25 protein-coding genes and 2 tRNA genes are annotated in these 24229 nt (G+C 69.9%); 9 read left to right on the forward strand and 18 right to left on the reverse strand.

Annotation, left to right across the window (positions count from 1 at the left end; all coding sequences use genetic code 11):
• Positions 1 to 82: 82 nt before the first annotated feature.
• From O3Q52_RS21175 to O3Q52_RS21195, 5 genes are all read right to left on the reverse strand, one after another.
• Entirely contained in the window at positions 83 to 1477 is a 1395-nt protein-coding gene (locus O3Q52_RS21175; RefSeq protein WP_269650351.1) for an HD-GYP domain-containing protein, read from the reverse strand.
• Positions 1478 to 1704: 227 nt separating this feature from the next.
• The gene (locus O3Q52_RS21180; protein WP_055617004.1) at positions 1705 to 2094 is read right to left on the reverse strand and encodes a roadblock/LC7 domain-containing protein; all 390 of its coding nucleotides are present in this window, start codon (positions 2092 to 2094) and stop codon (positions 1705 to 1707) included.
• 63 nt (positions 2095 to 2157) lie between these two features.
• The gene (locus O3Q52_RS21185; RefSeq protein ID WP_269650352.1) at positions 2158 to 2394 is read right to left on the reverse strand and encodes a hypothetical protein; all 237 of its coding nucleotides are present in this window, start codon (positions 2392 to 2394) and stop codon (positions 2158 to 2160) included.
• Positions 2395 to 2597: 203 nt separating this feature from the next.
• Entirely contained in the window at positions 2598 to 3542 is a 945-nt protein-coding gene (locus tag O3Q52_RS21190; RefSeq protein ID WP_269650353.1) for a DUF4388 domain-containing protein, read from the reverse strand.
• Entirely contained in the window at positions 3539 to 3904 is a 366-nt protein-coding gene (locus tag O3Q52_RS21195) for a hypothetical protein (protein ID WP_269650354.1), read from the reverse strand. Before O3Q52_RS21195 ends, O3Q52_RS21190 begins: the two co-directional genes overlap by 4 nt.
• Positions 3905 to 4064: 160 nt before the next feature.
• Between O3Q52_RS21195 and O3Q52_RS21200 the strand changes: the two genes are divergently transcribed.
• Entirely contained in the window at positions 4065 to 4430 is a 366-nt protein-coding gene (locus O3Q52_RS21200) for a hypothetical protein (RefSeq protein WP_269650355.1), read from the forward strand.
• A 127-nt stretch (positions 4431 to 4557) separates the two neighbouring features.
• Here the strand turns inward: O3Q52_RS21200 and rsrA are convergent, their stop codons facing one another.
• The 4 genes from rsrA to O3Q52_RS21220 form a co-directional block, all read right to left on the reverse strand.
• Positions 4558 to 4875, reverse strand: coding sequence for a mycothiol system anti-sigma-R factor (gene rsrA / locus O3Q52_RS21205; protein WP_269650356.1), 318 nt, complete (start codon positions 4873 to 4875; stop codon positions 4558 to 4560).
• Positions 4872 to 5552 carry an RNA polymerase sigma factor SigR gene (sigR, locus tag O3Q52_RS21210; protein WP_055617007.1) on the reverse strand — a complete coding sequence of 227 codons (681 nt, stop codon included), beginning with the start codon at positions 5550 to 5552 and terminating at the stop codon, positions 4872 to 4874. The genes rsrA and sigR overlap by 4 nt, the downstream gene beginning before the upstream one ends.
• A 335-nt stretch (positions 5553 to 5887) precedes the next feature.
• Positions 5888 to 6523: an alpha/beta family hydrolase gene (locus tag O3Q52_RS21215; RefSeq protein ID WP_269650370.1), complete on the reverse strand. Its 636-nt coding sequence runs from the start codon at positions 6521 to 6523 to the stop codon at positions 5888 to 5890.
• A 13-nt stretch (positions 6524 to 6536) separates the two neighbouring features.
• Complete coding sequence (locus O3Q52_RS21220) at positions 6537 to 7352, reverse strand: SOS response-associated peptidase (protein WP_269650357.1); 816 nt, start codon at positions 7350 to 7352, stop codon at positions 6537 to 6539.
• Between the two features lie 50 nt (positions 7353 to 7402).
• On the opposite strand from O3Q52_RS21220, the gene O3Q52_RS21225 reads away from it, so the two are divergent.
• The 4 genes from O3Q52_RS21225 to O3Q52_RS21240 all read left to right on the forward strand — a co-directional run bounded on the left by O3Q52_RS21225 (position 7403) and on the right by O3Q52_RS21240 (position 11094).
• Positions 7403 to 8125, forward strand: coding sequence for a M50 family metallopeptidase (locus O3Q52_RS21225; protein WP_269650358.1), 723 nt, complete (start codon positions 7403 to 7405; stop codon positions 8123 to 8125).
• A gap of 156 nt (positions 8126 to 8281) precedes the next feature.
• A complete protein-coding gene (gene aroA, locus O3Q52_RS21230) occupies positions 8282 to 9598 on the forward strand; it encodes a 3-phosphoshikimate 1-carboxyvinyltransferase (protein ID WP_269650359.1) in 1317 nt (438 codons plus the stop codon).
• Between the two features lie 16 nt (positions 9599 to 9614).
• Positions 9615 to 10625 carry a ribosome small subunit-dependent GTPase A gene (rsgA, locus tag O3Q52_RS21235; RefSeq protein ID WP_269650360.1) on the forward strand — a complete coding sequence of 337 codons (1011 nt, stop codon included), beginning with the start codon at positions 9615 to 9617 and terminating at the stop codon, positions 10623 to 10625.
• A gap of 145 nt (positions 10626 to 10770) precedes the next feature.
• Entirely contained in the window at positions 10771 to 11094 is a 324-nt protein-coding gene (locus O3Q52_RS21240; protein WP_200395956.1) for a multidrug efflux SMR transporter, read from the forward strand.
• 61 nt (positions 11095 to 11155) lie between these two features.
• On the opposite strand, the gene O3Q52_RS21245 is transcribed toward O3Q52_RS21240, so the two are convergent.
• On the reverse strand, positions 11156 to 11767 hold the full coding sequence (locus O3Q52_RS21245; RefSeq protein ID WP_269650361.1) for a TetR/AcrR family transcriptional regulator: 612 nt from the start codon (positions 11765 to 11767) through the stop codon (positions 11156 to 11158).
• 249 nt (positions 11768 to 12016) lie between these two features.
• On the opposite strand from O3Q52_RS21245, the gene hisN reads away from it, so the two are divergent.
• A complete protein-coding gene (gene hisN, locus O3Q52_RS21250) occupies positions 12017 to 12817 on the forward strand; it encodes a histidinol-phosphatase (protein WP_269650362.1) in 801 nt (266 codons plus the stop codon).
• Between the two features lie 164 nt (positions 12818 to 12981).
• Positions 12982 to 13374 carry a cyclic nucleotide-binding/CBS domain-containing protein gene (locus O3Q52_RS21255; RefSeq protein WP_269650363.1) on the forward strand — a complete coding sequence of 131 codons (393 nt, stop codon included), beginning with the start codon at positions 12982 to 12984 and terminating at the stop codon, positions 13372 to 13374.
• A gap of 132 nt (positions 13375 to 13506) precedes the next feature.
• Here O3Q52_RS21255 and O3Q52_RS21260 read toward each other — a convergent pair whose 3' ends face one another.
• Positions 13507 to 14979 carry a catalase gene (locus O3Q52_RS21260; RefSeq protein ID WP_269650371.1) on the reverse strand — a complete coding sequence of 491 codons (1473 nt, stop codon included), beginning with the start codon at positions 14977 to 14979 and terminating at the stop codon, positions 13507 to 13509.
• A 148-nt stretch (positions 14980 to 15127) separates the two neighbouring features.
• Here O3Q52_RS21260 and O3Q52_RS21265 point away from each other — a divergent pair, with 148 nt between their 5' ends.
• Positions 15128 to 15544 carry a Fur family transcriptional regulator gene (locus O3Q52_RS21265; RefSeq protein ID WP_269650364.1) on the forward strand — a complete coding sequence of 139 codons (417 nt, stop codon included), beginning with the start codon at positions 15128 to 15130 and terminating at the stop codon, positions 15542 to 15544.
• Positions 15545 to 15691: 147 nt separating this feature from the next.
• Here O3Q52_RS21265 and O3Q52_RS21270 read toward each other — a convergent pair.
• The 4 genes from O3Q52_RS21270 to O3Q52_RS21285 form a co-directional block, all read right to left on the reverse strand.
• Positions 15692 to 15765: transfer RNA gene (locus O3Q52_RS21270), tRNA-Met, on the reverse strand.
• Positions 15766 to 16213: 448 nt separating this feature from the next.
• Positions 16214 to 18019 carry a sel1 repeat family protein gene (locus O3Q52_RS21275; protein WP_269650365.1) on the reverse strand — a complete coding sequence of 602 codons (1806 nt, stop codon included), beginning with the start codon at positions 18017 to 18019 and terminating at the stop codon, positions 16214 to 16216.
• A gap of 240 nt (positions 18020 to 18259) precedes the next feature.
• Positions 18260 to 18333: transfer RNA gene (locus tag O3Q52_RS21280), tRNA-Met, on the reverse strand.
• 41 nt (positions 18334 to 18374) lie between these two features.
• Positions 18375 to 21302 carry a UPF0182 family protein gene (locus O3Q52_RS21285; RefSeq protein WP_269650372.1) on the reverse strand — a complete coding sequence of 976 codons (2928 nt, stop codon included), beginning with the start codon at positions 21300 to 21302 and terminating at the stop codon, positions 18375 to 18377.
• Between the two features lie 137 nt (positions 21303 to 21439).
• On the opposite strand from O3Q52_RS21285, the gene O3Q52_RS21290 reads away from it, so the two are divergent.
• On the forward strand, positions 21440 to 21997 hold the full coding sequence (locus O3Q52_RS21290; RefSeq protein WP_269650366.1) for a PPA1309 family protein: 558 nt from the start codon (positions 21440 to 21442) through the stop codon (positions 21995 to 21997).
• 28 nt (positions 21998 to 22025) lie between these two features.
• Here the strand turns inward: O3Q52_RS21290 and O3Q52_RS21295 are convergent, their stop codons facing one another.
• From O3Q52_RS21295 to O3Q52_RS21305, 3 genes are all read right to left on the reverse strand, one after another.
• Positions 22026 to 23120, reverse strand: coding sequence for a PDZ domain-containing protein (locus tag O3Q52_RS21295; RefSeq protein ID WP_269650367.1), 1095 nt, complete (start codon positions 23118 to 23120; stop codon positions 22026 to 22028).
• A gap of 68 nt (positions 23121 to 23188) precedes the next feature.
• A complete protein-coding gene (locus O3Q52_RS21300) occupies positions 23189 to 23380 on the reverse strand; it encodes a hypothetical protein (protein ID WP_269650368.1) in 192 nt (63 codons plus the stop codon).
• 146 nt (positions 23381 to 23526) lie between these two features.
• A complete protein-coding gene (locus tag O3Q52_RS21305; protein ID WP_269650369.1) occupies positions 23527 to 23988 on the reverse strand; it encodes a molybdenum cofactor biosynthesis protein MoaE in 462 nt (153 codons plus the stop codon).
• Positions 23989 to 24229 lie beyond the last annotated feature (241 nt).

The raw sequence follows: 24229 nt of genomic DNA on the forward strand, positions 1-24229 counted from the left end.
GGGGGGCGGCGGGGGGGGGGGGGTGCCCGGCGGCGGGCGTGGTGGCCGGTGGCTTGTGAGGGCGCGGTGTTGCCGGGGGCCCTCATGGTCTGGTTCCGTCGAGGCTGTTGCGTTGACCTGGTGGCGTGCTGGAAACGGGCGGAGCGGGTGGGTAAGGCTCGCCGCGCAGCGGCGTCTCGTCCGCCGTGACAACGGGGCGCCACCCCTGTCGCCCCAACCCCCGCACCAGCGCCTCCACCATCCGCGGATCGAACTGCGCCCCCGCACACCGCTCCAGCTCCTCCAGCGCGGCCGCTACAGGCCGCGCCCGACGGTACGACCGGGTGGACGTCATCGCGTCGAAGGCGTCCGCGACCGCCACCACCCGCGCGAACTCCGGAATCTGGCCCCCTTTGAGCCCGTACGGATACCCGCTCCCGTCCAGCCGCTCGTGGTGGTGCAGGATCGCCGACCTGGCCTCCCCCAGAAACCCGATCCCGCGCACCATCTCGTGCCCGTACTCGGGATGCAGTTCGATCACCCGCCGCTCCTCGGGCGTCAGCGGCCCGTCCTTGCGCAACAGCCGTGTGGGGACCCCGAGTTTGCCGACGTCGTGGAGGATCCCGGCGAACCTGAGCACCTCGGCCCGCTCGTCGTCCATGCCCAGTTCGCGCGCGATCACCATCGACGCCTGCCCCACCCGCTCGCTGTGCCCGCGCGTGTACCCGTCCTTGATGTCGACGGCCTGCACGAGCGCCCGGATGGTCGCCTGGTGGGCGGCGCGTTCCCGGTGGTACTGGGCGAACACCCACCACGACACGTACATCGGCAACAGCACGAGCAGCGCGGAGACCGGCCCGTACGGACTGCGCCAGAGCACCGCCATCATCAGCCCGGCGAGCCCGTGCACGGCGACGGGGGCGAGCGAGCGGAGGAAGAGGCCGCGCCAGGCACTCCGTACGGGCACCCGCTCGGCGAGCACCAGGATCCCGCCGTCGAGCACGGTCAGCACCAGGCAGAACGCCACGACGGCCGCGCCGGCGGTCACGAGGACGTAGGGGAAGTGGGACGAGAGGACCGCGTCCCGCCCGTCCAGCGCCCAGTGCACCCACGAGGCGACCCATGCCGCGAGTGCGAGCTGTCCGGCCCGCCACACCTGGCGCAGCCATCGCGGCCGCTGCTCGACCCGGGTCAGCAGCGCCCCCGGCAGGGCCACGAGCGCCGCGGCCGGAGGCGGCAGCAGAAAGGCCGCGGCGAGGATCACGGGCGTGTGCCACCTGGGGGAACCGCCCGGTTCCCCGGCCACCCCCGCGCCCTCGGGTGTGCGGCCCGCCGCGAACCGGCTTCCGGCGAGCCCTTCGCACCCCGCGCAGAGCCCCGCGAAGAGCAGCACCGCACCCCACGGGGCGTGCGTGGCCGGCATCTGGAGGGCACAGCACGCCGCTCCGAGCGCGGTGCAGACGACGTAGACACGCGCCCACGGCGAAACCGGCCGCATGGCGTCCCCTTCCCTGTGGCCCGGCCCCTGTCGGCCGACCGGGCGGGGCGGCTCCGGCACAAGCCCCGTACAGGCCTTGGGACATGGACGATAGGGCGGCCGGGCACGGCTCGGGGGAGGCATGGAACGATTCGACGGGCCCAGGAGGCAGATTCGCCCGTTCGAGTGAGCCGGGTGGGCGCGGGGTGCTGCGTCGTCAGAGGGTCGTCAGAGCCTCGTCGAAGCCGTCAGTGCGCCACATCGGCCGCGAGCGCCCGGCTCAGCTGCTCCACGGTCGCCGGTGACTCGCGCTGGAACGCGGGGATGTCGAGGCCGTCGTCCCCCATCACGGTCAGCAGTGCCCGGTCGCCGACCGCCATGACGATGACGTGTCCGGAGCCGCACCTCGCCACCACCTCGCGGAGCGCGCCGACGCCCGCCTGGTCCGCCATCCGCCGCCCCACGCCGAGCGTCGCGGCGGCCAGCGCGGCGACGGACTCGGGATGGACGGAGTCCGAGTCGTGGACGACGAGGAGGCCGTCCGCCGTGGACAGAACGCTCTGGGATATCCCCATCACCCGGTCCCGCAGCGAGGTCAGGATCTCCGTCAGGGGACTGGGCGGCGGCTGTTCACTCATGACGAGCTCCTTGCTAAAGGCATATGCAATCCTGGTACGGTCCAACTGGTGCGTTCCAAGGGGTCAGTCGGATTCCGGCAGTCCCGTCAGGCCCCGGCGGACACGTCGAAGCATGTCGATGGAGGGTTGGTCGGCGGCCAGGTCCTCCGGCGAGAGCATGGGGAGGACGAACGGCTGCGCCCCCGGGGACTCACCGGCGGTGTCCCCGTCGGCCCCGGACGACGAGGCCGCGGCGCCCCGCACGGGCAGCGGCGGTCTGCCGACCGGGGGTAACGGCAGGGACGGCGGTGCCGGTTGCACCTGCGGGACCTGTTGCACCTGCGGCGCCTCTTGGCTCTGCGGTGCCTGTGGAACCTGTGATGGAGTGCCGGGTTCGGCAGAGTGGCCGGGCCGCGCCTGTGGGGCGTCCGCGTCCGGTCCTCGCGTCCGCCGTTTCGCGGCCCGCCTCGCTTCGGCCTCCGTGCTCCGTCGGCGCATCGCTGCCCGACGTCTGCGTGAACTCACTACCCCCCCGTCCCCCCGTCCTTCCCTGCGGCAAAAGCATTGCTTCCTCCCGCGGGCCGTTGGCCCGCCGGACCCTCCCGTGCCGGGCCTTCTCCCACCCTCGACGCACCGCCGGGCCTGCGCCTCGGCAGTGGTTCGGCCTTGGACTGCGACCCGAACCCGGACGCTGACCCTGACCCGGCGCCCGACCTCGACGGCTGCGGCGTCGCGGCGCGCCGTTCGGGCAGTACGCGCGGCGCGGTGCTCGGCCTGCCGCCGGGTTCCCTGCCCCCGTCCCACCGGACGAGTTCCAGAGCCTCCAGTCGGGTCAGGTCGAGCATGACCGCGTAGAGGCCGCGGCCGAGCGTGAAGGCGATGTCCCGGGCCGTACGGCGCCCGTTGACGGTGTTCAGCACGGACTGATGGCGGTCCGGCAGCCAGCGGCCCGGCCCGGGGCCCGGAACCGGTGTGGGCCGCACGCGCGCGAGTTCTCCCGGTGCCCCCCACGGACCGGACAACTGCGCCATCCGCCGCGTGGTCTCCTCGGTCAGCCGCCGCGGTTCCACACCGGGCACGGCGAGGAGGGTGGGCTCGGGGTCGCTCAGCGTCCAACTGCCGGGCGGGCCGAGCGCCATGGCGAAGGCCGCGTCGAACACGGCCGCGGTGCACACGACCTCCAGTTCGGCGGCGCCGATCAGGCCCGCGGCCACCAACTGCCCGCCCAGCCGGTCCATGTCACGCTCCGCCGCACACGCGGCCAGCCAGGCCTCGTCGTCGATACGGCCCGGCGTCAGCAGGACCGATGTGGCGGTCGGCGCGCCCGGTGTCTCGACCGCGCCGATCAGACCGTCCCTCAGATGAATCGTTCCGCCCGGGGCGCCGGAGACCCGCACCGTGCCGGTGAAGCCCTCCTCGTGCAGCCCCTGCAGAAGCGCGGGCAGATTGCGCGCCGGGGTTTCCGTCATGCGAGCACCTCTGCGACGCGGTCGCCCAGACTCCGCGTGGCGAGCGCCAGGTTGGCCCGCTCCCGGTCCATGCCCGCCGCCAGCAGCAGGGGGTCACCGGCCGGCCGTGTCACCGCGAGCAGCACCTGGTGGCGCCGGGCGCTGGTCATGATCACGCTCTCCAACTCCCCCTCGGCGCCCGCCTGTCCGAGCCGTTCGACGATGAGCGCGGCGAGTTCGGCGCACTCCGCGCCGCCCGCGGCCTCCTCCGAGTCCCCGGCCACCCCGTAGGTGAGGCCCGTGACCGCGTCGACCAGGGCGACACCGGTGACCCCGGGGGATTCGAGGAGCCGGGCCAGGGAGGCTTCAACGGCCGTTGTCATTTCCCCGTTTCCCCCTTCACGTCCGAACGTCGCACAGTACTTTGAACATCAACTAACGCAACAGGTAACAAATTTGATGTTTTGTGACGCACAAGCCACGTGTGTTCGATCGTAGTTGTACGAGCAACAACCGTCAGCGTCACTGAGGAATTGGGGCAACGTGAACATCGAGACCGCACTCAAGGAAGCCATGACCGTGGACGGGGCCATCGGCATCGCCCTCGTCGACTACGAAAGCGGAATGTCGCTCGGCACGCTCGGGGGCGGACCGTCGCTCGACCTCGAACTCGCCGCCGCGGGCAACACCGAGGTGGTGCGCTCGAAGATGCGCACGCTGGCGTCGCTGGCCATGGACGACGCCATCGAGGACATCCTGATCACGCTGGGCAAGCAGTACCACCTGATCCGCCCGCTCGGCAGCAGCAGCGGCACGCTCTTCCTCTACCTCGCGCTCGACCGCTCCCGCAGCAACCTGGCACTGGCCCGGCACAGCCTGAAGCGGATCGAGAACGGCCTGGAGATCTGAAACCGCCCGGACGTCGGACACGCCGCTGCCCGCGGCCGGACCGGTCAACCCGGTCCGGCCGCGGGCAGCTTGGCGACCGGGGCCGGCCTCAGGACCGGCAGCGCGGAGACACGGACCGGGGCGGTTCTCAGCCCTCGGTGGCCGCGCCGCGGACGTCCGCGACGGTGACGTCGTGCTCGGGCACGGTCTCGCCGGAGCGGATCAGCTCGATACGGCCCATGACCTTGGCCCGCAGGTCGGTCGGCACGTCGTCATGGCCGCAGCACCGCTTGACCAGCTTCTTCACGGCCTGCTCCAGACCGTACTTCTCCAGGCACGGGGAGCACTCCTCGAAGTGCACCTCGAACTTGGTGCAGTCGGCATCCGGCATCTCCCGGTCGAGGAACTCGTAGAGATGATCGAGTACTTCACTGCAGTCCGTCTCGTGCGGCTCTCCGCAGCTCATGAGCCCGAGCCTTTCGTTCCGTCCGACTCCCCGGCGCCCGCCGGGACCAGGCCGCGGTCCTTCGCGTAGTCCTCGAGCATGCCGCGCAGCTGGCGGCGGCCCCGGTGCAGCCGGGACATCACCGTACCGATGGGTGTCCCCATGATGTCCGCGATCTCCTTGTACGCAAAGCCCTCTACGTCAGCGAGGTAGACGGCGATGCGGAATTCCTCGGGGATCGCCTGCAGCGCCGACTTGACGTCCGAGTCGGGCAGGTGGTCGAGCGCCTGCGACTCGGCGGAGCGCAGACCGGTCGACATGTGCGACTCGGCGCGCGCGAGCTGCCAGTCCTCGATCTCCTCGGCGGCGGACCGCTGGGGCTCGCGCTGCTTCTTGCGGTACGAGTTGATGAAGGTGTTGGTGAGGATCCTGTACAGCCACGCCTTGAGGTTGGTGCCCTCACGGAACTGGTGGAAGGACGCGTACGCCTTGGCGTACGTCTCCTGCACCAGGTCCTCGGCGTCGGCCGGGTTCCGCGTCATGCGCAGAGCGGCCGAGTACATCTGGTCGAGGAACTCCAGCGCGTCCCGCTCGAAGCGCGCACTGCGCTCGGCGGTCGACTCGCCGCTGCCCGGGCCCTCGGGCTGCTCCGCCTGGCCGTTTTCGGTCCCTGCGTCGGTCCCTGTGACCGGACCCACCTCCTCCAGAGTCTGGGCAGGACCGAAACCGGTCCCACCAGAATCGGAGGATAGACGACGATCCGGCCCGGCCGCCGCCCGAATAGGGGTGGTCTTTGCCGCATGCAGAACCGACCACTCCAGGTCAGCGCTGCTGCTACGGCTCGAATCAGAATCTGCCGGGCGCAGCCCGTCCACAGGGTGGTGGCGGGAGACGGGCGGGCAGATGGTCGAACCCATGCGGCGGACTTCCTCTCATGCGACTTCTCACAGCACTCGTCGTGCCGTCTGATCCGCACAACAGTGGCCCGGGGCTCAGCATTCCCGGGGGTCACCCGAGTGATGAGGTCCACGCGTCACCCGAGTGACGAGGTCCACTTCAGTACGCCGTCGGTGATGACCTTCAGCGCCTGGTCCAGGTCCAGAGGGGCACGCTTCGGCACGGCGAAGCCATGATCGCCGTACGGCACCTCGACCATCCCGTACGCGCCCTCCGGGAACTCCTCGGGCCTGCCGAACGGGTCGTTGCCGCCCTGGACGACGAGCGTGGGCACCCCGGCCCCGAGCAGTTCGTCGGCGCGGGACTTCTCCGGCTTGCCCGGCGGGTGGAGGGGGAAGCTGAGCGCGAGGACGGCGTGGGCGCCGAGTTCTGTGGCCGTGCGGCAGGCGACGCGGGCTCCGGCGCTTCGTCCGCCCGCGATCACCGGCAGCCCGGGCTTCACCAGGACGGGCCAGATGCCCCGCCATCCCACGTCCAGCGTCTTCGGTGCGGGCGCGAGCTTCTTGCCCGCCACCCGCCAGGGCTGCTCGACGAGGGCCACGCTCACACCGTGCGCGGGCAGCTCCGCGGCGAGCGCCCGGAGGTCCCGCGCCTCGATCCCGCCGCCGGCGCCATGGCTGACGGCCAGCACCAGCCGCGCCTTCCTCGCCCGGTGCCAGGTGACCCGGGCAGTACCCGCGTCGGTGTCGATGGTCTCGATGATCTCCGTCACATGATCCGTCACGTCAGAAGAGTGTGCCCTCTTCGGGCCCCTCCAGCTCCTTCAGCAGCTCCGGGCCGTTGTTGCGGACATTGCTCACGGCCGTGGAGACGGGGTACGCCCGCATCAGCCCCTCCGGGGGCGGCGCGAGCAGGGAGCGCAGGCCCTCGACGTCCGTACGGGACGGGTCGAGCCAGGAGTCCCAGCGGTCCGGGGTGAGCATGAGCGGCATGCGCGGGTGGATGTCGGCCAGCGCGCGCGGCCCCTCCTCCGGTCCGACGGCGAGCGGCGAGGTCTCGGCGTCCGTGGTGATGACGGAGCACGTCACCCACCAGGCCCGCGGATGGTCGTCGGGCAGCGTCTTGTCACGCCAGAACTCGTACAGCCCGGCCATCGCGAAGACGGACCCGTCGGCGGGGAGCACGAAGTACGGCTGCTTGCGCGGCCGCTTCTTCTTGCCCTCGACCTCCAGATCACGCTCACCGGTCCCGGTCACCCACTCGTAGTAGCCGTCGGCGGGGATGATGCAGCGCCGGGTGGCGAAGGCCCGCCGGTACGAGGGCTTCTCGTGGACGGTCTCGGCCCGGGCGTTGATCATCCGGGCGCCGCCCTCGGGGGTCTTCGACCAGGACGGGACGAGGCCCCACTTCAGCGTGCGCAGCTGCCGAACCGGCTTCGGGTCTTCCGCGTCCTTAAGAGGACGGTCCAGGACCGCGTAGACCTCTTTGGTGGGAGCCACGTTGAAATCGGGGGCCAGAGCCTCCTCCGGCTCCCACTTCTCGATCTCAAAGATTCCTGCGAGATCCTCGGGTCCACGACTCGCTGCATACCGTCCGCACATACGTGCAACACTGCCAGATTCCGAGCCAGCCAGAGGAGCCCTCACCCACAATGGACAGCATCGCCGCCACCTCGCTGGCCACCCTCTGGGACGAGGTCTTCGGGAGCCAGCCCGACCCGGACACCTGGGTGGTCGTAGCCACGATGGCCGCCGCACTGGCCGTGATCGTCCCGCACAACATATGGCGGCTCTCGCGCAACGCCATCACCATCGCGCACGAGGGCGGCCACGGTCTGGTGGCACTGCTCACGGGCCGCAGCCTCAGCGGTATCAGGCTGCACTCCGACACCAGCGGCCTCACCGTCAGCCGCGGCAAGCCGACCGGCCTCGGCATGATCCTCACGGCGGCCTCCGGCTACACCGCTCCCCCGCTGCTCGGCCTCGGCGGCGCCGCGCTCCTGGCCGCGGGCCACATCACCGCCCTGCTGTGGCTGGCCACCCTGCTCCTCGTGGCGATGCTGGTGATGATCCGCAACGCGTACGGCGCCCTCACGGTCCTCCTCACCGGCGGCACGTTCGTGGTGGTCTCCTGGCTGGCCGGCCCCCAGGTCCAGGCCGCCTTCGCCTACGCCGTCGTCTGGTTCCTCCTCCTCGGCGGCGTCCGCCCGGCCTTCGAACTCCAGATGAAGCGCAGCCGCGGCGGAGCCGGCGACTCCGACGCCGACCAGCTCTCCCGCCTGACCCACGTCCCGGCAGGCCTGTGGCTCTTCCTGTTCCACACGGTGTCCCTGTGCTCACTGCTGGGCGGGGGCAGGTGGCTGCTGGGGCTGTGAGGCACCCGATGGGGCTGCGCCCCATTAGGGGCGCGGGGCTGTGTCGATATGCGGCTCCGCCGCGTGGGCGCGACCAGCCACAACGCACCCGCAGCCGACCCACGACCCACGTTCCCGGCCAAACCCAGCAGAGCGAACCCCCATTAAAGTGAGGGCATGCCCGTTAACGCCGCACACACCGCCCTCTGGCCCGCCCCGCACGCGAGCGGAGCCGTCGACGCGACGGTCCACGTGCCCGGGTCCAAGTCGGTCACCAACCGCGCCCTCGTCCTCGCCGCCCTCGCGGCGGAGCCCGGCTGGCTGCGCCGCCCCCTCCGCTCCCGCGACACCCTCCTGATGGCCGGCGCCCTGCGTGCGATGGGCGTGGGCATCGAGGAGGGCGTCGGCCCCGACGGCTCCGGCGAGGCCTGGCGTGTCATCCCCTCGGGCCTGCACGGCCCGGCGACGGTCGACGTCGGCAACGCCGGCACGGTGATGCGGTTCCTGCCCCCGGTCGCCGCCCTCGCGGACGGCCCCATCCGGTTCGACGGCGACCCGCGTTCGTACGAGCGCCCCCTGCACGGAGTGATCGACGCGCTGCGCGCCCTCGGCGCCCGTATCGACGACGACAGCCGCGGCGCGCTGCCGCTGACCGTGCACGGCTCCGGGGCGCTGGAGGGCGGCCCGGTGGAGATCGACGCGTCCTCGTCGTCCCAGTTCGTTTCGGCGCTCCTGCTGTCCGGCCCGCGCTTCAACCAGGGCGTGGAGGTCCGGCACACCGGTTCGAGGCTCCCCTCCATGCCGCACATCCGGATGACCGTCGACATGCTGCGCTCGATCGGTGCCCAGGTGGACACCCCGGAGTCGGGCGGCGAGCCGAACGTCTGGCGGGTCACGCCGGGCGCGCTCCTCGGCCGCGACCTGACAATCGAGCCGGACCTGTCGAACGCCCAGCCGTTCCTGGCGTCGGCCCTGGTCACCGGCGGCAGGATCGTCGTCCCGGACTGGCCGGTCCGCACCACCCAGCCCGGTGACAAGCTGCGTGAGATCTTCACCGAGATGGGCGGTTCCTGCGAACTGACCGACCGGGGCCTGGAGTTCACCGGCTCCGGCTCGATCCACGGCATCGACGTGGACCTGAGCGAGGTCGGCGAGCTGACCCCGGGCATCGCGGCGGTGGCGGCCCTCGCCGACTCCCCCTCCACCCTTCGCGGCGTGTCCCATCTGCGCCTGCACGAGACGGACCGGCTGGCCGCGCTCACCAAGGAGATCAACGAACTGGGCGGCGACGTCACCGAGACCGCCGACGGCCTCCACATCCGCCCGCGCCGGCTGCACGGCGGGGTCTTCCACACGTACGACGACCACCGCATGGCCACCGCGGGCGCGATCATCGGCCTCGCGGTCGACGACGTACGGATCGAGAACGTGGCGACGACGGCGAAGACCCTGCCGGACTTCCCCGATCTGTGGGCCGGAATGCTCGGGAACTGACGGGCGGACCAGGATCATGCGCCGATACGGCAAGAACACCGACGAGGACGACATCCGCCAGCGCCCGAACCGCAAGGGCAACCGGCCTCGTACGAACATCCGCCCCAAGCACGAGGAGGCGGTCGAGGGCATGGTCCTCACCGTCGACCGGGGCCGCCTGACCTGCCTGGTGGACGACCGGGTCGTCATGGCGATGAAGGCCCGCGAACTGGGCCGCAAGGCCGCGGTCGTCGGCGACCGGGTGGCCATCGTCGGCGACCTGTCCGGCGAGAAGGACACCCTGGCCCGCATCGTCCGCATCGAGCCGCGCACCTCCGTGCTGCGCCGCACGGCCGACGACGACGATCCGTACGAGCGTGTGGTCGTCGCCAACGCCGACCAGCTGGCCATCGTCACGGCCCTGGCCGACCCCGAGCCCCGCCCGCGCCTCATCGACCGTTGTCTGGTGGCGGCGTACGACGGCGGTCTGGACCCCCTGCTGGTCCTGACGAAGTCGGACCTGGCCCCGCCCGACGAACTCCTGGAGATGTACGGGGCGTTGGGCGTCCCGTACGTGGTGACGAGCCGTCAGGAGCTGGAGAGCGGCGAGGCGCTGGACCGCGTGCACAAGCAACTGGACGGCAAGATCACGGCGTTCGTGGGTCACTCGGGTGTCGGCAAGACGACGCTCGTCAACGCGCTCGTGTCGCGGGAACGGCGACGCTCGACGGGTGTGGTCAACGCGGTCACCGGCCGAGGCCGGCACACCACGACATCGGCTCGCGCGATCCCCCTGCCCGACAACGACGGCTGGGTCGTCGACACGCCGGGCGTACGGTCCTTCGGCCTGCACCACGTGGACCCGTCCCGCGTCATCAAGGCCTTCCCCGACCTGGAGCCCGGCACCGAGGGCTGTCCGCGCGCGTGCAGCCACGACGAGCCGGACTGCGCACTGGACGCGTGGGTGGCCGAGGGGCACGCGGATCCGGCCCGCCTCTACTCGCTGCGCCGGCTGCTCTCCACGCGCGAACGGCGCGAGGGGGACTGATCTGCGGCTGATCTCCAGTCGATCTCCGACCGATCTCCGTTTGACCTCAGTGTTGTTTGCATCCCCGCTGCGACGGTAAAGGCATAATCGCACCAAGCGGGATGCAAGCGAGACGAAGCGGTCACGGAGCGTGGGAGGGCATCACATGGCGTGGCTGCTGGTTGTCGTTGCGGGGCTCCTGGAGACGGGTTTCGCCGTCTGCCTCAAGCTCTCCCACGGCTTCACGAGACTCTGGCCCACAGTGGCCTTCTGCATCTTCGCCCTGGGCAGCTTCGGCCTCCTCACCCTGTCCCTCAAGAAGCTCGACGTGGGCCCCGCGTACGCGGTCTGGACAGGCATCGGCGCGGCCGGCACCGCCATCTACGGCATGATCTTCCTGGACGACCTGGTCTCCACCCTGAAGATCGTCTCGATCTCCCTGGTGATCATAGGAGTCATCGGCCTGCAGTTGTCGGGCTCGTCCCACTAGGACCACCGGTCACTGGCCACCGAGCACTGATCGGTCCGTGCCCGCCCACCCGCAGTCGCGCTCAACTCACCGACCGCACAGTCGTCAGAGCGTCCCGAACCATCCCCGCCGTTCCGCCCTCCCCGGCAGGGGCGAGCACGCACGACACCCCCAGCCGCACCACGAGCTCACAGGCCCGGGCCAACTCCGAAGCCTCGGACTTCGGCGCCCCGGGCACGGCCAGCGACGCGACGGCCCGGTCCCGCCCCAGCCCCACGAAGTCCCCCGGCGACGGCAACGGCCCATCGGCCCTCCGCTGAGCGGGCACGGCCGACGAGGACGGCACCGCGGACAGGGTGGGCGAGGGCAGCCGCTCCGCCCAGCACCCCGTGAGCATCGCCCGCACCAGGGCGTTCCCCCGGGCCGCCGACACCGTCCACTCTGCGGCCGCGGCCAACCGCTCCCGCGGCTCCGCACGGCTCACCAGAGCCCGCTCGACCCCGGCGAGATACGCATCGGCCTCCCGCCGTACGAGCGCACGCGCGAGCCCGTCCTTGCTCCCGAACTCGTTGTAGAGGGTCTGCCGGGAAACCCCGGCCGCGGCGGCCACGTCGACCATCCGCACGGCGGACCACGAACGGCGTCCGAGTGCCGTGTGGGCGGCGTCCAGTAGGGATTCCCGCGCTGCAGGCATCGTCGCCTCCCGGGGGCGATCGGCTCTGCGCTTCAGAGTTGACGCGCACGGAGGCACTGTCAAGGGTTCGCGACACGACCAGGGGGCGCCAAGCGCCGCCAAGGGGCGCGCGGCCGTGCCGAACCGCGGCTCGTCGCGGGGTGCGACCGGCCACAGGGGGGTGCGGCCGGCGCATCCGACCCGCACCTGTAACACAACCCCCGGTCTCCCCCGTTCCCCGCGGAGCGACCCGGAAGATACGGTTCGCTCATGCCCGACTATCGCGATGACCTGCGCCTCGCCCATGTCCTGGCGGACGCCGCCGACGCCGCGACGATGGACCGGTTCAAGGCGCTCGACCTCAAGGTCGAGACCAAGCCGGACATGACCCCGGTGAGCGAGGCCGACAAGGCCGCCGAGGAGCTGATCCGCGGCCACCTCCAACGGGCACGGCCGCGGGACGCGATCCTCGGCGAGGAGTACGGCGTCGAGGGCACGGGCCCCCGCCGCTGGGTGATCGACCCGATCGACGGCACCAAGAACTACGTACGCGGCGTGCCCGTCTGGGCCACGCTCATCGCGCTGATGGAGGCGAGCGAGGGCGGCTACCAGCCGGTCGTCGGTGTGGTCTCCGCGCCCGCGCTGAGCCGCCGTTGGTGGGCGGCGAAGGGCCACGGCGCGTTCACCGGCCGCAGTCTGTCGTCCGCATCGCGGCTCAAGGTCTCCCAGGTCTCGCGCATGCGGGACGCGTCCTTCGCGTACTCCTCGCTGAGCGGCTGGGAGGAGCGCAGCCTGCTCGACGGCTTCCTCGACCTGACCCGCGAGGTGTGGCGCACGCGCGCGTACGGCGACTTCTGGCCGTACATGATGGTCGCCGAAGGCGCGGTCGACATCTGCGCGGAGCCCGAACTGTCGCTGTGGGACATGGCGGCGACCGCGATCATCGTGACCGAGGCGGGCGGCTCCTTCACGGGCCTCGACGGCCGCCCTGGCCCGCACAGCGGCAACGCGGCCGCGTCGAACGGCATCCTCCACGACGAGCTGCTGGGTTATCTGAACCAGCGCTACTGAGGCGCCTGGGGGCAGTTGAGGCACTGACGGGCGGGAAAGCGCCCCAAATATCGCCTGCACGCGCCCTCTTGTTGACCGTCTCTTTAACTGCGACTCTGAGAGTCCCCCCACTTGTGAACTTGTGAATCCGTTAACTAACGGATTCGTAGGAGGTGGCTCCGTCCATGCTCGTCCGCGACGCCATGAGCACGGTGGTCCTCACCATCGGACCCGCTCACACCCTCCGGCAGGCCGCCGCGCTGATGTCCGCACGCCGCGTCGGCGCGGCCGTGGTTCTCGACCCCGACGAAGGCGGGCTCGGCATTCTCACCGAGCGCGACATCCTCAACTCCGTAGGCCTGGGCCAGAGCCCGGACGCCGAGCGGGCCCACGCCCACACGACCACCGACGTGGTGTTCGCCGCCCCGACCTGGACGCTGGAGGAGGCGTCGCTCGCCATGACCCACGGCGGCTTCCGCCACCTCGTCGTCCTCGACCACGACGAGCCGGTCGGCATCGTCTCGGTCCGCGACATCATCCGCTGCTGGGCACCGCTGCGACAGCACGCCCCGGCCTGAGCGCAGCTCTGCTTCAACCCGACTGTCCTTGAGCACAGTTGGAGACCCGACCGACCCGGAAGGCGAACGGGCCGGATCTCCGGTACGGGAGATCCGGCCCGCTCTTCGACGACAAGCGTTCCAGTGCCGGCGTCAGCCGCGCAGGGCCTGGACCGCGGCTTCCAGCCGCTTGCCGAAGTCTCCGTCGGCCTGACGGAAGTTGTCGATCGCACGCTCGGCGATGTCGTCGCGCGAGACCTTGGCGATGAAGCCCGCGAGGTTGTCGATCAGACGGCCCTTCTCGTCCTCGGACATCAGGCGGTAGAGGTTGCCCGCCTGCACGAAGTCGTCGTCCTCGGAGTGGACCGGGGCCTCGTGGTTGCCGGTGCCGGCCGTGAAGTTCGCGGTCGCCTGCCACAGCGGCCGCTCCGTCTGGAACGGGCCGCCGAAGCTGTTCGGCTCGTAGTTCTTGGCACCCCCGTGGCGGCCGTCGTACAGGAAACCGTCACGCGAGTGCGTACGCGCCTCGGTGGCGTGCGGACGGTTCACCGGCAGGTGGTCGGCGTTGACGCCGACGCGGTAGCGGTGGGCGTCGCCGTACGCGAACAGGCGGCCCTGGAGCATCTTGTCGGGCGAGGGCCCGATGCCGGGCACGAAGTGCGCGGGCGAGAAGACGCTCTGCTCGACCTCCGCGAAGACGTTCGCCGGATTGCGATTGAGCTCCAGCCTGCCGATCTCGATCGGCGGGTAGTCCTCGTGCGGCCACACCTTGGTGAGGTCGAACGGGTTGAAGCGGTACGTCGCCGCGTCGGCCGCCGGCATGATCTGCACCTGCACGGTCCAGGTCGGGAAGTCGCCGCGCTCGATCGACTCGCGCAGATCGCGCTGGTGCGAGTCGGCGTCCTCACCGGCGATCCTCGCGGCCTCTGCCGTGGTCAGGTTCTCGATGCCCTGGTCGGTCTTGAAGTGGTACTTGACCCAGAAGACCTCGCCGGCCTCGTTGTTCCACTGGTAGGTGTGCGAGCCGTACCCGTTCATGTGGCGGTACGAGGCGGGGATGCCGCGGTCGCCGAACAGCCAGGTCACCTGGTGGGTGCTCTCCGGGCTGAGCCCCCAGAAGTCCCAGACGTTGTCGGCCTCCTGGGAGCCCGTGTACGGGTCGCGCTTCTGCGTGTGGATGAAGTCGGGGAACTTGATGGCGTCCTTGATGAAGAACACCGGGGTGTTGTTGCCGACGAGGTCGTAGTTGCCCTCTTCGGTGTAGAACTTCAGCGCCCAGCCGCGCGGGTCACGGACGGCGTCGGCCGAACCGAGGTTGCCGGCCACGGTGGAGAAGCGCAGGAAGGTCTCGGTCCGCTTGCCGACCTCGGAGAGGAAGTGGGCGCGCGTGTACCGGCTGACGTCCGCGGTGACCGTGAAGGTGCCGTAGGCGCCGGCGCCACGGGCGTGCACCACACGCTCCGGGATGCGCTCACGGTTGAAGTGCGCGAGCTTCTCCAGGAGGAGCTGGTCCTGGACGAGAACAGGGCCGCCGATGCCTGCGGTCTCGCTGTTCTGGTTGTCGGCCACCGGCGCGCCGGCCTCCGTCGTAAGCGGTCCCTGAGTCACGTACGCCTCCTGCGGTATTCCTCGCTGATCTCTGCCGGTCTCTGCTGACCCCGCCCCCTCAGCCAAAGCCGAACTCGATCCTACAATAGACAATGTCTAAGTCAAGGAGTGCTCCAAAGTCACACCTGTTCGGAAACTGGGCCTCTTTGCTGCTAGGCTTGGTGATATGAGCGACCTGTTGGAACGACTGCGCGGACGCGGCTGGCGCATGACCGCGCAACGGCGTGTCGTGGCCGAGGTCCTCGACGGCGATCACGTCCATCTGACGGCCGACGAGGTCCACGCGAGGGCCGTGACCAAGCTGCCCGAGATCTCCAGGGCGACCGTCTACAACACCCTGGGTGAGCTGGTCACACTCGGCGAGGTGCTGGAAGTCGCCACGGACAAGCGCGCGAAGCGGTACGACCCGAACGCGCACAGTCCGCACCACCACCTGGTCTGCGCCCAGTGCGGCGCGATCAAGGACGTCCACCCGGGCGGCAATCCGCTGGCGGACCTCCCCGACTCCGAGCGCTTCGGCTTCGCGGTCTCGGGCGTCGAGGTGACGTACCGAGGCGTATGCCCGAACTGCGCGGCGGCCTGACGGCCGGCCTCAAGACCCCTCGAAGCCCCGGCCACAAGAAGGCCGGGGCTTTCAACATCCCGACGCCCCGACATCCGACGCCTCTATCCCTTACCCCTGAACACACCGAAGGCCCGGAACCATTGGTTCCGGGCCTTCGGCCTTCAGTAGCGGGGACAGGATTTGAACCTGCGACCTCTGGGTTATGAGCCCAGCGAGCTACCGAGCTGCTCCACCCCGCGGCGATGTCTGAACAGTACGTCACCGGCGCCGACCAGTGCAAATCAGTTCCCCGCGCCCGGATCCCCACGCCTCAAAGGCCGGGGAAGGGCTGATGTGAAGGGTTGCCTGTCTGGTGTTGGGTGCGGGTGGTGTGTGGCTGGTCGCGCAGTTCCCCGCGCCCCTGAAAGGGCGCCTTCGCACCCCGGGCCGACACTTTCAGCCCGTCCGGCGCTTGAGGACGAGGCCGTTCAGGCCGATCTCCCACCCACCCACGGTCAACCCACCCACCCCCATCAGCCCCCACCCACTCAGCCCGTCCGGCGATTGAGGACGAGCGCGGCAGCGCGATACGGGGCTTCGGGGGCGGAGCCCCTGAGTCAGGGACGATGGGGGTCCCCCCGCTCGAGCGAAGCCGAGAGTGGGGGAGGGTAAGGGCGGCGGGGGCGAAAAACTCACCCCCGCCACCCCTCACGCCGACAACTCCTGCCGCAACGCATCCCGCAACCGAGCCGCCCGCTCAGAAACCTCTCCCGGCCCGAGCGACACCGCACGATCGGCCCACCGCTGCCCCTCCGCCAGCTCACCCCGACGCGCGTAGACGAGAGCAAGCCGCAACGCCGCCCGCCCATGCCCCGCATCAGCGGCCCGAGTCCACCACAGGGCAGCCTCCGGCTCGCTCCCCTCCCGGGCAAGCAACAGCCCGAGATTGAACGCCCCGTTCCGAGACCCCGCCTCGGCAGCCTCCCGGTACCACCGAGCCGCATCCACGACATCCCCGCGCGCGGAGGCGAGCATCCCCACCCGCACCTGAGCCCGCCGATGCCCCTGGGAAGCAGCCCGCTCGTACCACTCCTCGCACTCGCTCTTCTCGGTGGCCGGCTCCCCCAACTCGTGCGCGGGCGCAGGCGGCCGCCGCGCGTCGAGCACGGTGGCCAGCCGATAGGCCGCCTCCGCGCTCCCCCCACCCGCGGCACACCGAAGGTGCCGCTCGGCAGCGCGCTCGTCCCCGTCCCGAAGGCGCGCGATCCCCACCTGCAGCGCGGCCTCGGAGTGCCCGGCGGCAGCGGCCCGCTCGTACCACCGAAGGGCCGTCTTGTCCGCACCCCTCCCGGCGTGCAGGATCCCGAGGTTGAAGGCGGCGTCCACGCTCCCGGCCTCCGCGGCCTTGGAGAACCACGGCTCGGCCCCGGACGCGTCACCGACCTGCAGCAGCAGAATGGCCAGCGCGTTCGCGGCCTCCCGGTGTCCCGCGTACGCCGCGCGCCGGTACCACTGCTCGGCCTGCGCGGTCCGCGTCTGCTCGGCGCAGAGCAGCCCGAGGTTGTACGCACCGTTCACATCGCCGGCGTCCATCGCGGCCCGGTACCACCGCTCGGCGGTCTGGGTCTCGCCCCGCTCGGCGTGCAGCGCGCCGAGCGCGTTGGCGGCGTTCCCGTCGCCGTCCTGGGCGGCCCGCAGCCACCACACGGCGGCGCTCTCGGTGTCGCCGGCGTCCCGCAGCAGGAACCCGAGCGCGCAGGCGGCCCGCGCCTCGCCGTCCTTGGCGGAGGTCAGGTACCAGCGCCCGGCCTCCTTGAGCTCCCCGCGCCTCTCCAGGATCGCTCCGAGGTGCAGCGCGGCCCGCCGGTGACCGCGCGCGGCCGCCTGCCGGTACCACTGCTCGGCCTGCGCGGCGATCGTCGCCGCGACACCGTTGTCACCCTCGTCCTCGCCCGCCTGCACGGCTTTGCGGTCCAGTGTTCGCGCGAGCCGGTACGCCGCCTCGCGGTGCCCCCGCTCGGCGGCAGCCCGCATCCAGTCCACGGCACCGGCGTCGCCGCGGTGCTCCAGGAGGTCGGCGAGCGCGTACGCACCGAGGGCGTGGCCCTGCTCGGCGGACTGGCGCAGCCAGTACTCGGCGGCGGGCTCGTCCCCGCGCTCGCGGTGGTGGCGGCCCAGCGCGTGCGCGGCGGCCGCGGATCCGGCGACGGCGGCGATCCGCCACCAGCCGGCCGCCTCCTCCGCGTAACCACGCTGGTGCAGGAGGACACCCAGGTTGTTGGCGGCGGCCCGGTCACCGGCCGCCGTGGCAGCGCGCAGCTGAGGCTCGGCCCCGTCGAGATCACCGCGGCGGAGCAGCATGGCTCCGAGAACGCTCATCGCCTCGACGTCGCCCGCCTCCGCGGCGAGTCGTCGGCGCGCCTCCTCCGCAGCCTCGCCGGTCTCGTCCCGGTCGGAAGGCTGCACAAACCGCCCTGTCTCCAACAGAGTTGCCTTGTCCCCCATAACGTCCATCGTCGCACCACCTGCAACCTGGGTACACCTGGTATACCGCAGCCAGTGAGGTCACTTCAGCGTTTTGTCGACATGCCCACAGAGAGACAAGTGAAACACAGAATTCCCAACTCCAGGCGGATGGCGCAGCCTTCGCCGCAGCAGCACTGATGAGCGATGGGCACACGCACGCGATCCCGGTACGGTCCGCACACGTAGAAGGACCCGGATCCTTTGAGGATCCGGGTCCTTCAATTTCAGTAGCGGGGACAGGATTTGAACCTGCGACCTCTGGGTTATGAGCCCAGCGAGCTACCGAGCTGCTCCACCCCGCGCCGTTGTGTTGCAACCGTACCACGGCGCGGGGTGGGACTACTCAACTGCCCTGGTCACCGTCCTGTTGACCGCTTGCTTCCTTGTCGGCGTCACCGTTGGCACCACTGGCCGAGCTGGCCTTCTGCTCGGCCTCGGAGGCGCGCTGGAGCGCGTCCTGAAGGTCCTCCTGGGCCTTGCCGTACGCCTCCCAGTCGCCCTTCTTGAGCGCTTCCTCGCCGGCCGTGTAGGCATCCTCGGCGTCGGCGATGGCCTTCGCCAGGTCGGTGTCGCCCGTCGTCGGTGGCTTCGGGGTCTCACCGTCCTTGGGTGGTGGCTCGGTGGTGTCCTCGCCGTCCACTCCGAAGACCGTGTTCAGCCCTTCGGCGAGGGTGTCCTTGAAGACGGTCTGGTCGCCGTAGGCGACGCCCACCTTCCTCAGCAGCGGGTAGTTGGACGTGCCGCCGCGCGCGTACACCGGCTCGATGTACAGGAACCCGCCGTTGAGTGGCACGGTCAGCAGGTTTCCGTACTCGATGTCGGAGTCCGTGCCTCTGAGGTTGCGGACGAACTCGGCGACGTCGGCGTTGCTGTTGAGCTCGCTCTGCACCTGTTGTGGACCTCTCACCGTGGAGGTCACTCTCAACAGCCTTATCGTGCCGTAGTCCTTACTGGCCGCGTCGGCGTCCACCGCCATGAACGCCCCGAGGTTCGGGCGCCCGTTGGGCGTGAAGGTCGTGGTCAGCGAGAACTGCTGGGCGTTCTGTCCCGGCATCTTCAGGCTCAGGTAGTACGGCGGGACCGCACTGCTGTCCTTGTTGGTCGGGTCGTCCGGCACCTGCCAGGCGTCACTGCCGCTGTAGAACTGGGCGGCGTCGGTGACGTGGTAGCGGGTGAGCAGCTCGCGCTGGACCTTGAACAGGTCCTGCGGGTAACGCAGGTGCTCCATCAGCGAGTCGCTGATGTCGGTCTTCGGCTTCACCGTGTCGGGGAACGCCTTCATCCAGGTCTTGAGGACCGGGTCCTTGGTGTCCCACTGGTAGAGCTTGACCGAGCCGTCGTACGCGTCGACGGTCGCCTTCACCGAGTTGCGGATGTAGTTGACGCGGTTCTGCTGCGCCACCACCGCCCGCTGGTTGTCGGTCAGCGAGTCCGCCGTGGTGTCCCCCAGCGTCGTACGGGAGGCGTAGGGGTACCCGTTGGTCGTCGTGTAGGCGTCGACGATCCACTGGATCTTGCCGTCCACGATCGCCGGATAGGCGTCGCCGTCGATGGTCAGCCACGGGGCCACGGCCTCGACGCGCTCCTTGGGCGTGCGGTTGTAGAGGATCCGGGAACCCTCGCCGATCGCGCCCGAGTAGAACATCTGCGGCTCGCCGAACGCGACCGCGTACGCGGCACGGTTGATCGGGTTGGCGAGGTTGACGCCGCTCTTGCCCTTGTAGCTGGTGGTCTTCTCGCCGTTCTCCTCGTAGTCGAGCTCCTTCTGCGGGCCGCCCACGATGGAGTACTGCTCGGTCTTCTCCCCGTAGTAGATCCGCTGCTCGTACTTGCCGAGGTCACCGGTGGTCGGCAGCCCCGACTCGGAGAAGTCCGGCGAACCCGGCGGATCGGAACCGGTCGCCGTGCCCCTGGCCGCGACCGCGCCGTAGCCGTGGGTGTAGGTGAAGTGGTCGTTGATCCAGTTGCTCTTCGGGATGCCGTTCAGGTTCAGCTCGCGCAGACCGATGACGGTGTCCTGCTCCTTGCCGTTGGCGTCCGTGTACCGGTCGACATCGAGTGTGGAGGGGAACTGGTAGTACTTGCGCTCCTGCTGGAGCTGCTGGAAGGCGGGCGAGACGACGTTCGGGTCGATCAGCCGGTAACTGGCCGCCGAGTCGGCGTCCTTGCGGATCTGCTCCGCGTTCTCCGTGCCGCCCTTGCCGGAGTAGTCCGTCACCTTGGCGTCGTCGATGCCGTAGGCCTCGCGCGTCGCCTTGATGTTCTTCTCGACGTACGGCGCTTCCTTGGCCTGCTCGTTCGGCTGGACCTGGAACTTCTGGACGATCGCCGGGTACAGGCCGCCGATCAGGATCGCCGAGAGCACCATCAGGCCGAAGCCGATGACGGGCAGCTGCCAGGTGCGCCGCCACAGGGTGGCGAAGAACAGCAGGGCGCAGATGACGGCGATGCAGAACAGGATCGTCTTGGCGGGCAGATACGCGTTCGCGTCGACGTACCTGAGGCCCGTCCAGTTGTCCGTCGCCTTGAAGTCACTGGACTTCACCGCGAGGCCGTACCGGTCGAGCCAGTACGCGACCGCCTTCAGGGCGACGAAGAGGCCGAGCAGCACCGAGAGATGCCCGGTGGCCGCGGCCGTGGCGCGCGCTCCGGGGCTGGTGATGCGCAGCCCGCCGTACAGGTAGTGGGTCAGCGCGGCGGCGATCACCGAAAGGATCGCGGCAGCGAATCCGAAGCCCAGCAGGAAGCGGTACCAGGGCAGATCGAAGGCGTAGAAGGCGATGTCCAGGTGGAACTGGGGGTCCTTCTGGTTGAAGGGCACTCCGTTCACCCAGAGCAGCCACGTACGCCACTGGCCCGCCGCGGAGGCGCCCGCGATCAGCCCGACCAGGGCGGTGATCCCGAGAAGAATCCACTTCTTGTACGGGGCCACGCCCATGCGGTAGCGGTCGAGGCTCTGTTGCTCCATCGACATGGCGCTCAGTGGCGGCCGCAGCCTGTGGGCCAGCCAGATGTTCACGCCGACGGCCGTGGCCATCAGCAGTCCGAAGACGAAGAACAGGCCGATCTTGGTCCACAGGGTGGTCGTGAAGACGGACGAATACTTGACCGATCGATACCAGAGCCAGTCCGTCCAGAACCCCGCGAACATGACGAAGGCCATGGCCAGCACGGCCAGTACGCCCAGTGTCATGAGCAGGGTCCGGACGCGCCGGGACGGTCGGCCCACTCTGATCCGTGGCCCCGTCGGGCCTCCGCCGCGGTCCGGCATCTGGAAAGCCAAGGTGCGCACCTCGAAGTTCGCTGTTGGTATCTGGGGGCCCCGCAAACGCCGGGCCACATCTATGCAACTTACTGATGCTTTACTCGGTTCCCGCTTCGGGGGCCGAACGAGGCAGGATTGTGACCATGTCCAACACCGCCTCCTCAGGCACACCCATGGCGGCCGGGCCCCTCACCCGTGCCGTCCTCGAGATCGACGAGTACGTAGCGGGGCTCGGCTGGGACCAGCCCGCCCGTCTCTTCGCCCTGGTCGACACCGGCCGGCTGCGCTCCCAGGAACCGGGACTCGCCGAGCGCCTCGGCCTGACCGAAGACGCCCCAGAGGGCACCCTTACCCCGATTGAGCAGGACGAACTCCCCGCGGGCAGCCCGCTGGACGAGTTCCTCGGCACCATCGCCTGGCCGGACGCCGTGGTCGGCTGCGCCCTGTCCGTGGAGCGCCTGATGCTCCCGCCGTCCGCGGAGGCGTCCGTACCGGACGGCCTCGACGAGAAGCGGCTGGCGAAGTGGGTCGCCGAGCACCCGGAGCGCCAGGAGGTCCGGATGACCGTCGCGGTGACGCGCGGCGGGAAGCGCGAGTCGGCGCTGCGGCTGCGCGAGAAGGACGCGGCGACGGACGTGCTCACCGGATCCGACCTCGTGCCGGGCCTGGCCGAGGCCCTGACGGCGACGTTCGCGGAGTAGCGCGGAGCGGGCCGGCCCGCCGGGTGCGCTAGCTCTTGGTGCACTTCGGCAGGTCGGCCGTCTTGCCGCCGCGGATGTCCTTGAGGGCGCTCATCGCGTCGTCGATGGTGTCGACCTTGACGAGTGTGAGCCCCTCGGGGACGTCACGGGAGGCGGCCGCGCAGTTATCCTCGGGCGTCAGGAAGTACTGGGCGCCCTTGGCGCGGGCGCCGACCGTCTTCATCTCGATGCCGCCGATCGGGCCGACCTTGCCGTCGTCGGTGATCGTGCCGGTGCCGGCCACGAACTTGCCGCCGGTGAGGTTGCCCGGCGTCAGCTTGTCGACGATGCCGAGGGCGAACATCAGGCCGGCGCTCGGGCCGCCTACGTCGGCGAGCTTGATGTCGATGGTGAACGGCAGTGTGTGGTCGGTCCCGGCAGAGATGCCGACGATCGCGCGCTGCTCACCGGTGTCGTCGGACTTGGCGGTGGTGATCGTGATCTCCTCGGTCTTGGTCGCCGTCCGGTTCTCCTTCTCGGCGGCGGCCTGTTCCTTGGCGGGCACGATCGTGAAGACGACCTTCTCACCGGGCTTGTGCTTGGTGACCAGCTTCGCGACGTCGTCGGGCGCCTTCACCGTCGTACCGTCGACGGCCTTGATGACGTCACCTGCGTGCAGCCTGCCCTCGGCGGGGGTGTCCTTGACGACGGTGGAGACGATCACCCAGGACTTCACCGGGATGTCCAGTTCCTTGAGGGCCGCCACCTTGGCGCTCTCCTGGGACTGGCTGAACTCCTCGGCGTTCTCCTGCGTCGACTGCTCCTCCGTCTTGCCGTTCGGATAGAGGGTGTCGTGCGGAACGACCTTGTTGTCATGGGCCAGCCACCCGTACACGGCCTCGACGAGGTTCATCTTGTAGTCGGCGCTGGTGACCCGGACGGTGGTCATGTTCAGATGCCCGGTCGTCGCGTAGGTCTTGCGACCTGAGATCTGGAGCACCGGCTCGCCGTCGTGCTCACCGAGTGTGTTCACCGTCGGACCCGGTGACATCTCCGAATACGGCACATTGATGAAGACTCCCGCGCACAGGAGCGCGATCAGCATCAGGGTGGAGGCGAGCATCGTCGCGGTGCGGCGTGGCATGGAACGACAGTACGGGACCGGTCTGTCAGCGCACCGTCAGGGCCGTCCGTCCGGGGAATCCGGGCCGGTCAGGCGTCCGTGCGCAATTGCTCCGACTTCTCCGGGTTCTCCGACTTCTCCATGGCCTCGCGGAAGCGTGTGTAGCCCGCGAGCTCGGTGCCGTCCCCGAGGGTCTTTCGGTTCCGTCCGGCCCAACTGCCCCACAGTCCGGCGCCGATCGCGGCCAAAAGCGGAATCAGCAACCAGGCGAGCGCCGCCATGCCGACCTCCCAACCCCATGAGCGACCGCAACTGACTGATCAGCAGATTAACCATCCGCATGTTCAACGCTCACGGCAGGGGTCGGGTTACGCAACCGGAACGGCGGACAGGAGTGGCACCTGCGTCTCAGGTGACCAGTGTGACCTCAACAGGCCCCGACCCACTCCTCCGTACCGTCGGAAAACGTCTGGTGTTTCCAAATCGGGACCTCGTGCTTGAGATCGTCGATCAGCTTCCGGCAGGCCTCGAACGCCTCGCCCCTGTGCGGACAGGAAACGGCGACGACCACCGCGAGATCACCCACCTGAAGGTCACCGATTCGGTGCACCGCGGCGAGCGCCCGCACCGGATACTCGGCGACGACCTTCTCGGCGACCCGCCGCATCTCCGCCTCGGCACTCGGATGGCAGGAGTACCCGAGCGCGTCGACATCGGCTCCCCCGTCATGATTCCGCACGGTCCCCACGAACAGCGCGGTCCCCCCGGAGGCATCGTCCCCGACAGCCCGGAAAACCTCGTCCAAGGAGAGGGCCGTCTCCCGAATCGCCAGCAGCTTGATGGGCTCCTGGGCGGCCTGCTCACCGGGATGATCATTCATGAGTGCCATACCCCCATCGTGCCCCACCCCGCCAACCCCACGGAATACGGTTTTCCCCCCGCACACGCGCGTGCACGATTGGAGCCTCCTACAAGCGCGTTCTCTTCACGCCCGCGCTCCCGCACACCCCAGCCCGGTCCCACACATCCCAGCCCGCCCGACGCTTGAGGACGAGGCCGTCCAGACCTACGCCCCCCACCCGGACAGCCCCCTGCCCACCCAGCCCGTCCGACGCTTGAGAACGAGGCCG

This window comes from Streptomyces sp. ActVer (assembly GCF_027270795.1).
Classification (GTDB): domain Bacteria; phylum Actinomycetota; class Actinomycetes; order Streptomycetales; family Streptomycetaceae; genus Streptomyces; species Streptomyces umbrinus_A.

What these genes read in the sequence shown, in the direction of transcription:
- O3Q52_RS21175 (WP_269650351.1), bottom strand. Translation starts at nt 1,477, where the DNA reads ATGCGGCCGGTTTCGCCGTGGGCGCGTGTCTACGTCGTCTGCACCGCG.
- O3Q52_RS21180 (WP_055617004.1), bottom strand. Translation starts at nt 2,094, where the DNA reads ATGAGTGAACAGCCGCCGCCCAGTCCCCTGACGGAGATCCTGACCTCG.
- O3Q52_RS21190 (WP_269650353.1), bottom strand. Translation starts at nt 3,542, where the DNA reads ATGACGGAAACCCCGGCGCGCAATCTGCCCGCGCTTCTGCAGGGGCTG.
- O3Q52_RS21195 (WP_269650354.1), bottom strand. Translation starts at nt 3,904, where the DNA reads ATGACAACGGCCGTTGAAGCCTCCCTGGCCCGGCTCCTCGAATCCCCC.
- rsrA (WP_269650356.1), bottom strand. Translation starts at nt 4,875, where the DNA reads ATGAGCTGCGGAGAGCCGCACGAGACGGACTGCAGTGAAGTACTCGAT.
- O3Q52_RS21220 (WP_269650357.1), bottom strand. Translation starts at nt 7,352, where the DNA reads ATGTGCGGACGGTATGCAGCGAGTCGTGGACCCGAGGATCTCGCAGGA.
- O3Q52_RS21225 (WP_269650358.1), top strand. Translation starts at nt 7,403, where the DNA reads ATGGACAGCATCGCCGCCACCTCGCTGGCCACCCTCTGGGACGAGGTC.
- aroA (WP_269650359.1), top strand. Translation starts at nt 8,282, where the DNA reads ATGCCCGTTAACGCCGCACACACCGCCCTCTGGCCCGCCCCGCACGCG.
- rsgA (WP_269650360.1), top strand. Translation starts at nt 9,615, where the DNA reads ATGCGCCGATACGGCAAGAACACCGACGAGGACGACATCCGCCAGCGC.
- O3Q52_RS21240 (WP_200395956.1), top strand. Translation starts at nt 10,771, where the DNA reads ATGGCGTGGCTGCTGGTTGTCGTTGCGGGGCTCCTGGAGACGGGTTTC.
- O3Q52_RS21245 (WP_269650361.1), bottom strand. Translation starts at nt 11,767, where the DNA reads ATGCCTGCAGCGCGGGAATCCCTACTGGACGCCGCCCACACGGCACTC.
- hisN (WP_269650362.1), top strand. Translation starts at nt 12,017, where the DNA reads ATGCCCGACTATCGCGATGACCTGCGCCTCGCCCATGTCCTGGCGGAC.
- O3Q52_RS21255 (WP_269650363.1), top strand. Translation starts at nt 12,982, where the DNA reads ATGCTCGTCCGCGACGCCATGAGCACGGTGGTCCTCACCATCGGACCC.
- O3Q52_RS21265 (WP_269650364.1), top strand. Translation starts at nt 15,128, where the DNA reads ATGAGCGACCTGTTGGAACGACTGCGCGGACGCGGCTGGCGCATGACC.
- O3Q52_RS21275 (WP_269650365.1), bottom strand. Translation starts at nt 18,019, where the DNA reads ATGGACGTTATGGGGGACAAGGCAACTCTGTTGGAGACAGGGCGGTTT.
- O3Q52_RS21285 (WP_269650372.1), bottom strand. Translation starts at nt 21,302, where the DNA reads ATGCCGGACCGCGGCGGAGGCCCGACGGGGCCACGGATCAGAGTGGGC.
- O3Q52_RS21290 (WP_269650366.1), top strand. Translation starts at nt 21,440, where the DNA reads ATGTCCAACACCGCCTCCTCAGGCACACCCATGGCGGCCGGGCCCCTC.
- O3Q52_RS21295 (WP_269650367.1), bottom strand. Translation starts at nt 23,120, where the DNA reads ATGCCACGCCGCACCGCGACGATGCTCGCCTCCACCCTGATGCTGATC.
- O3Q52_RS21300 (WP_269650368.1), bottom strand. Translation starts at nt 23,380, where the DNA reads ATGGCGGCGCTCGCCTGGTTGCTGATTCCGCTTTTGGCCGCGATCGGC.
- O3Q52_RS21305 (WP_269650369.1), bottom strand. Translation starts at nt 23,988, where the DNA reads ATGGCACTCATGAATGATCATCCCGGTGAGCAGGCCGCCCAGGAGCCC.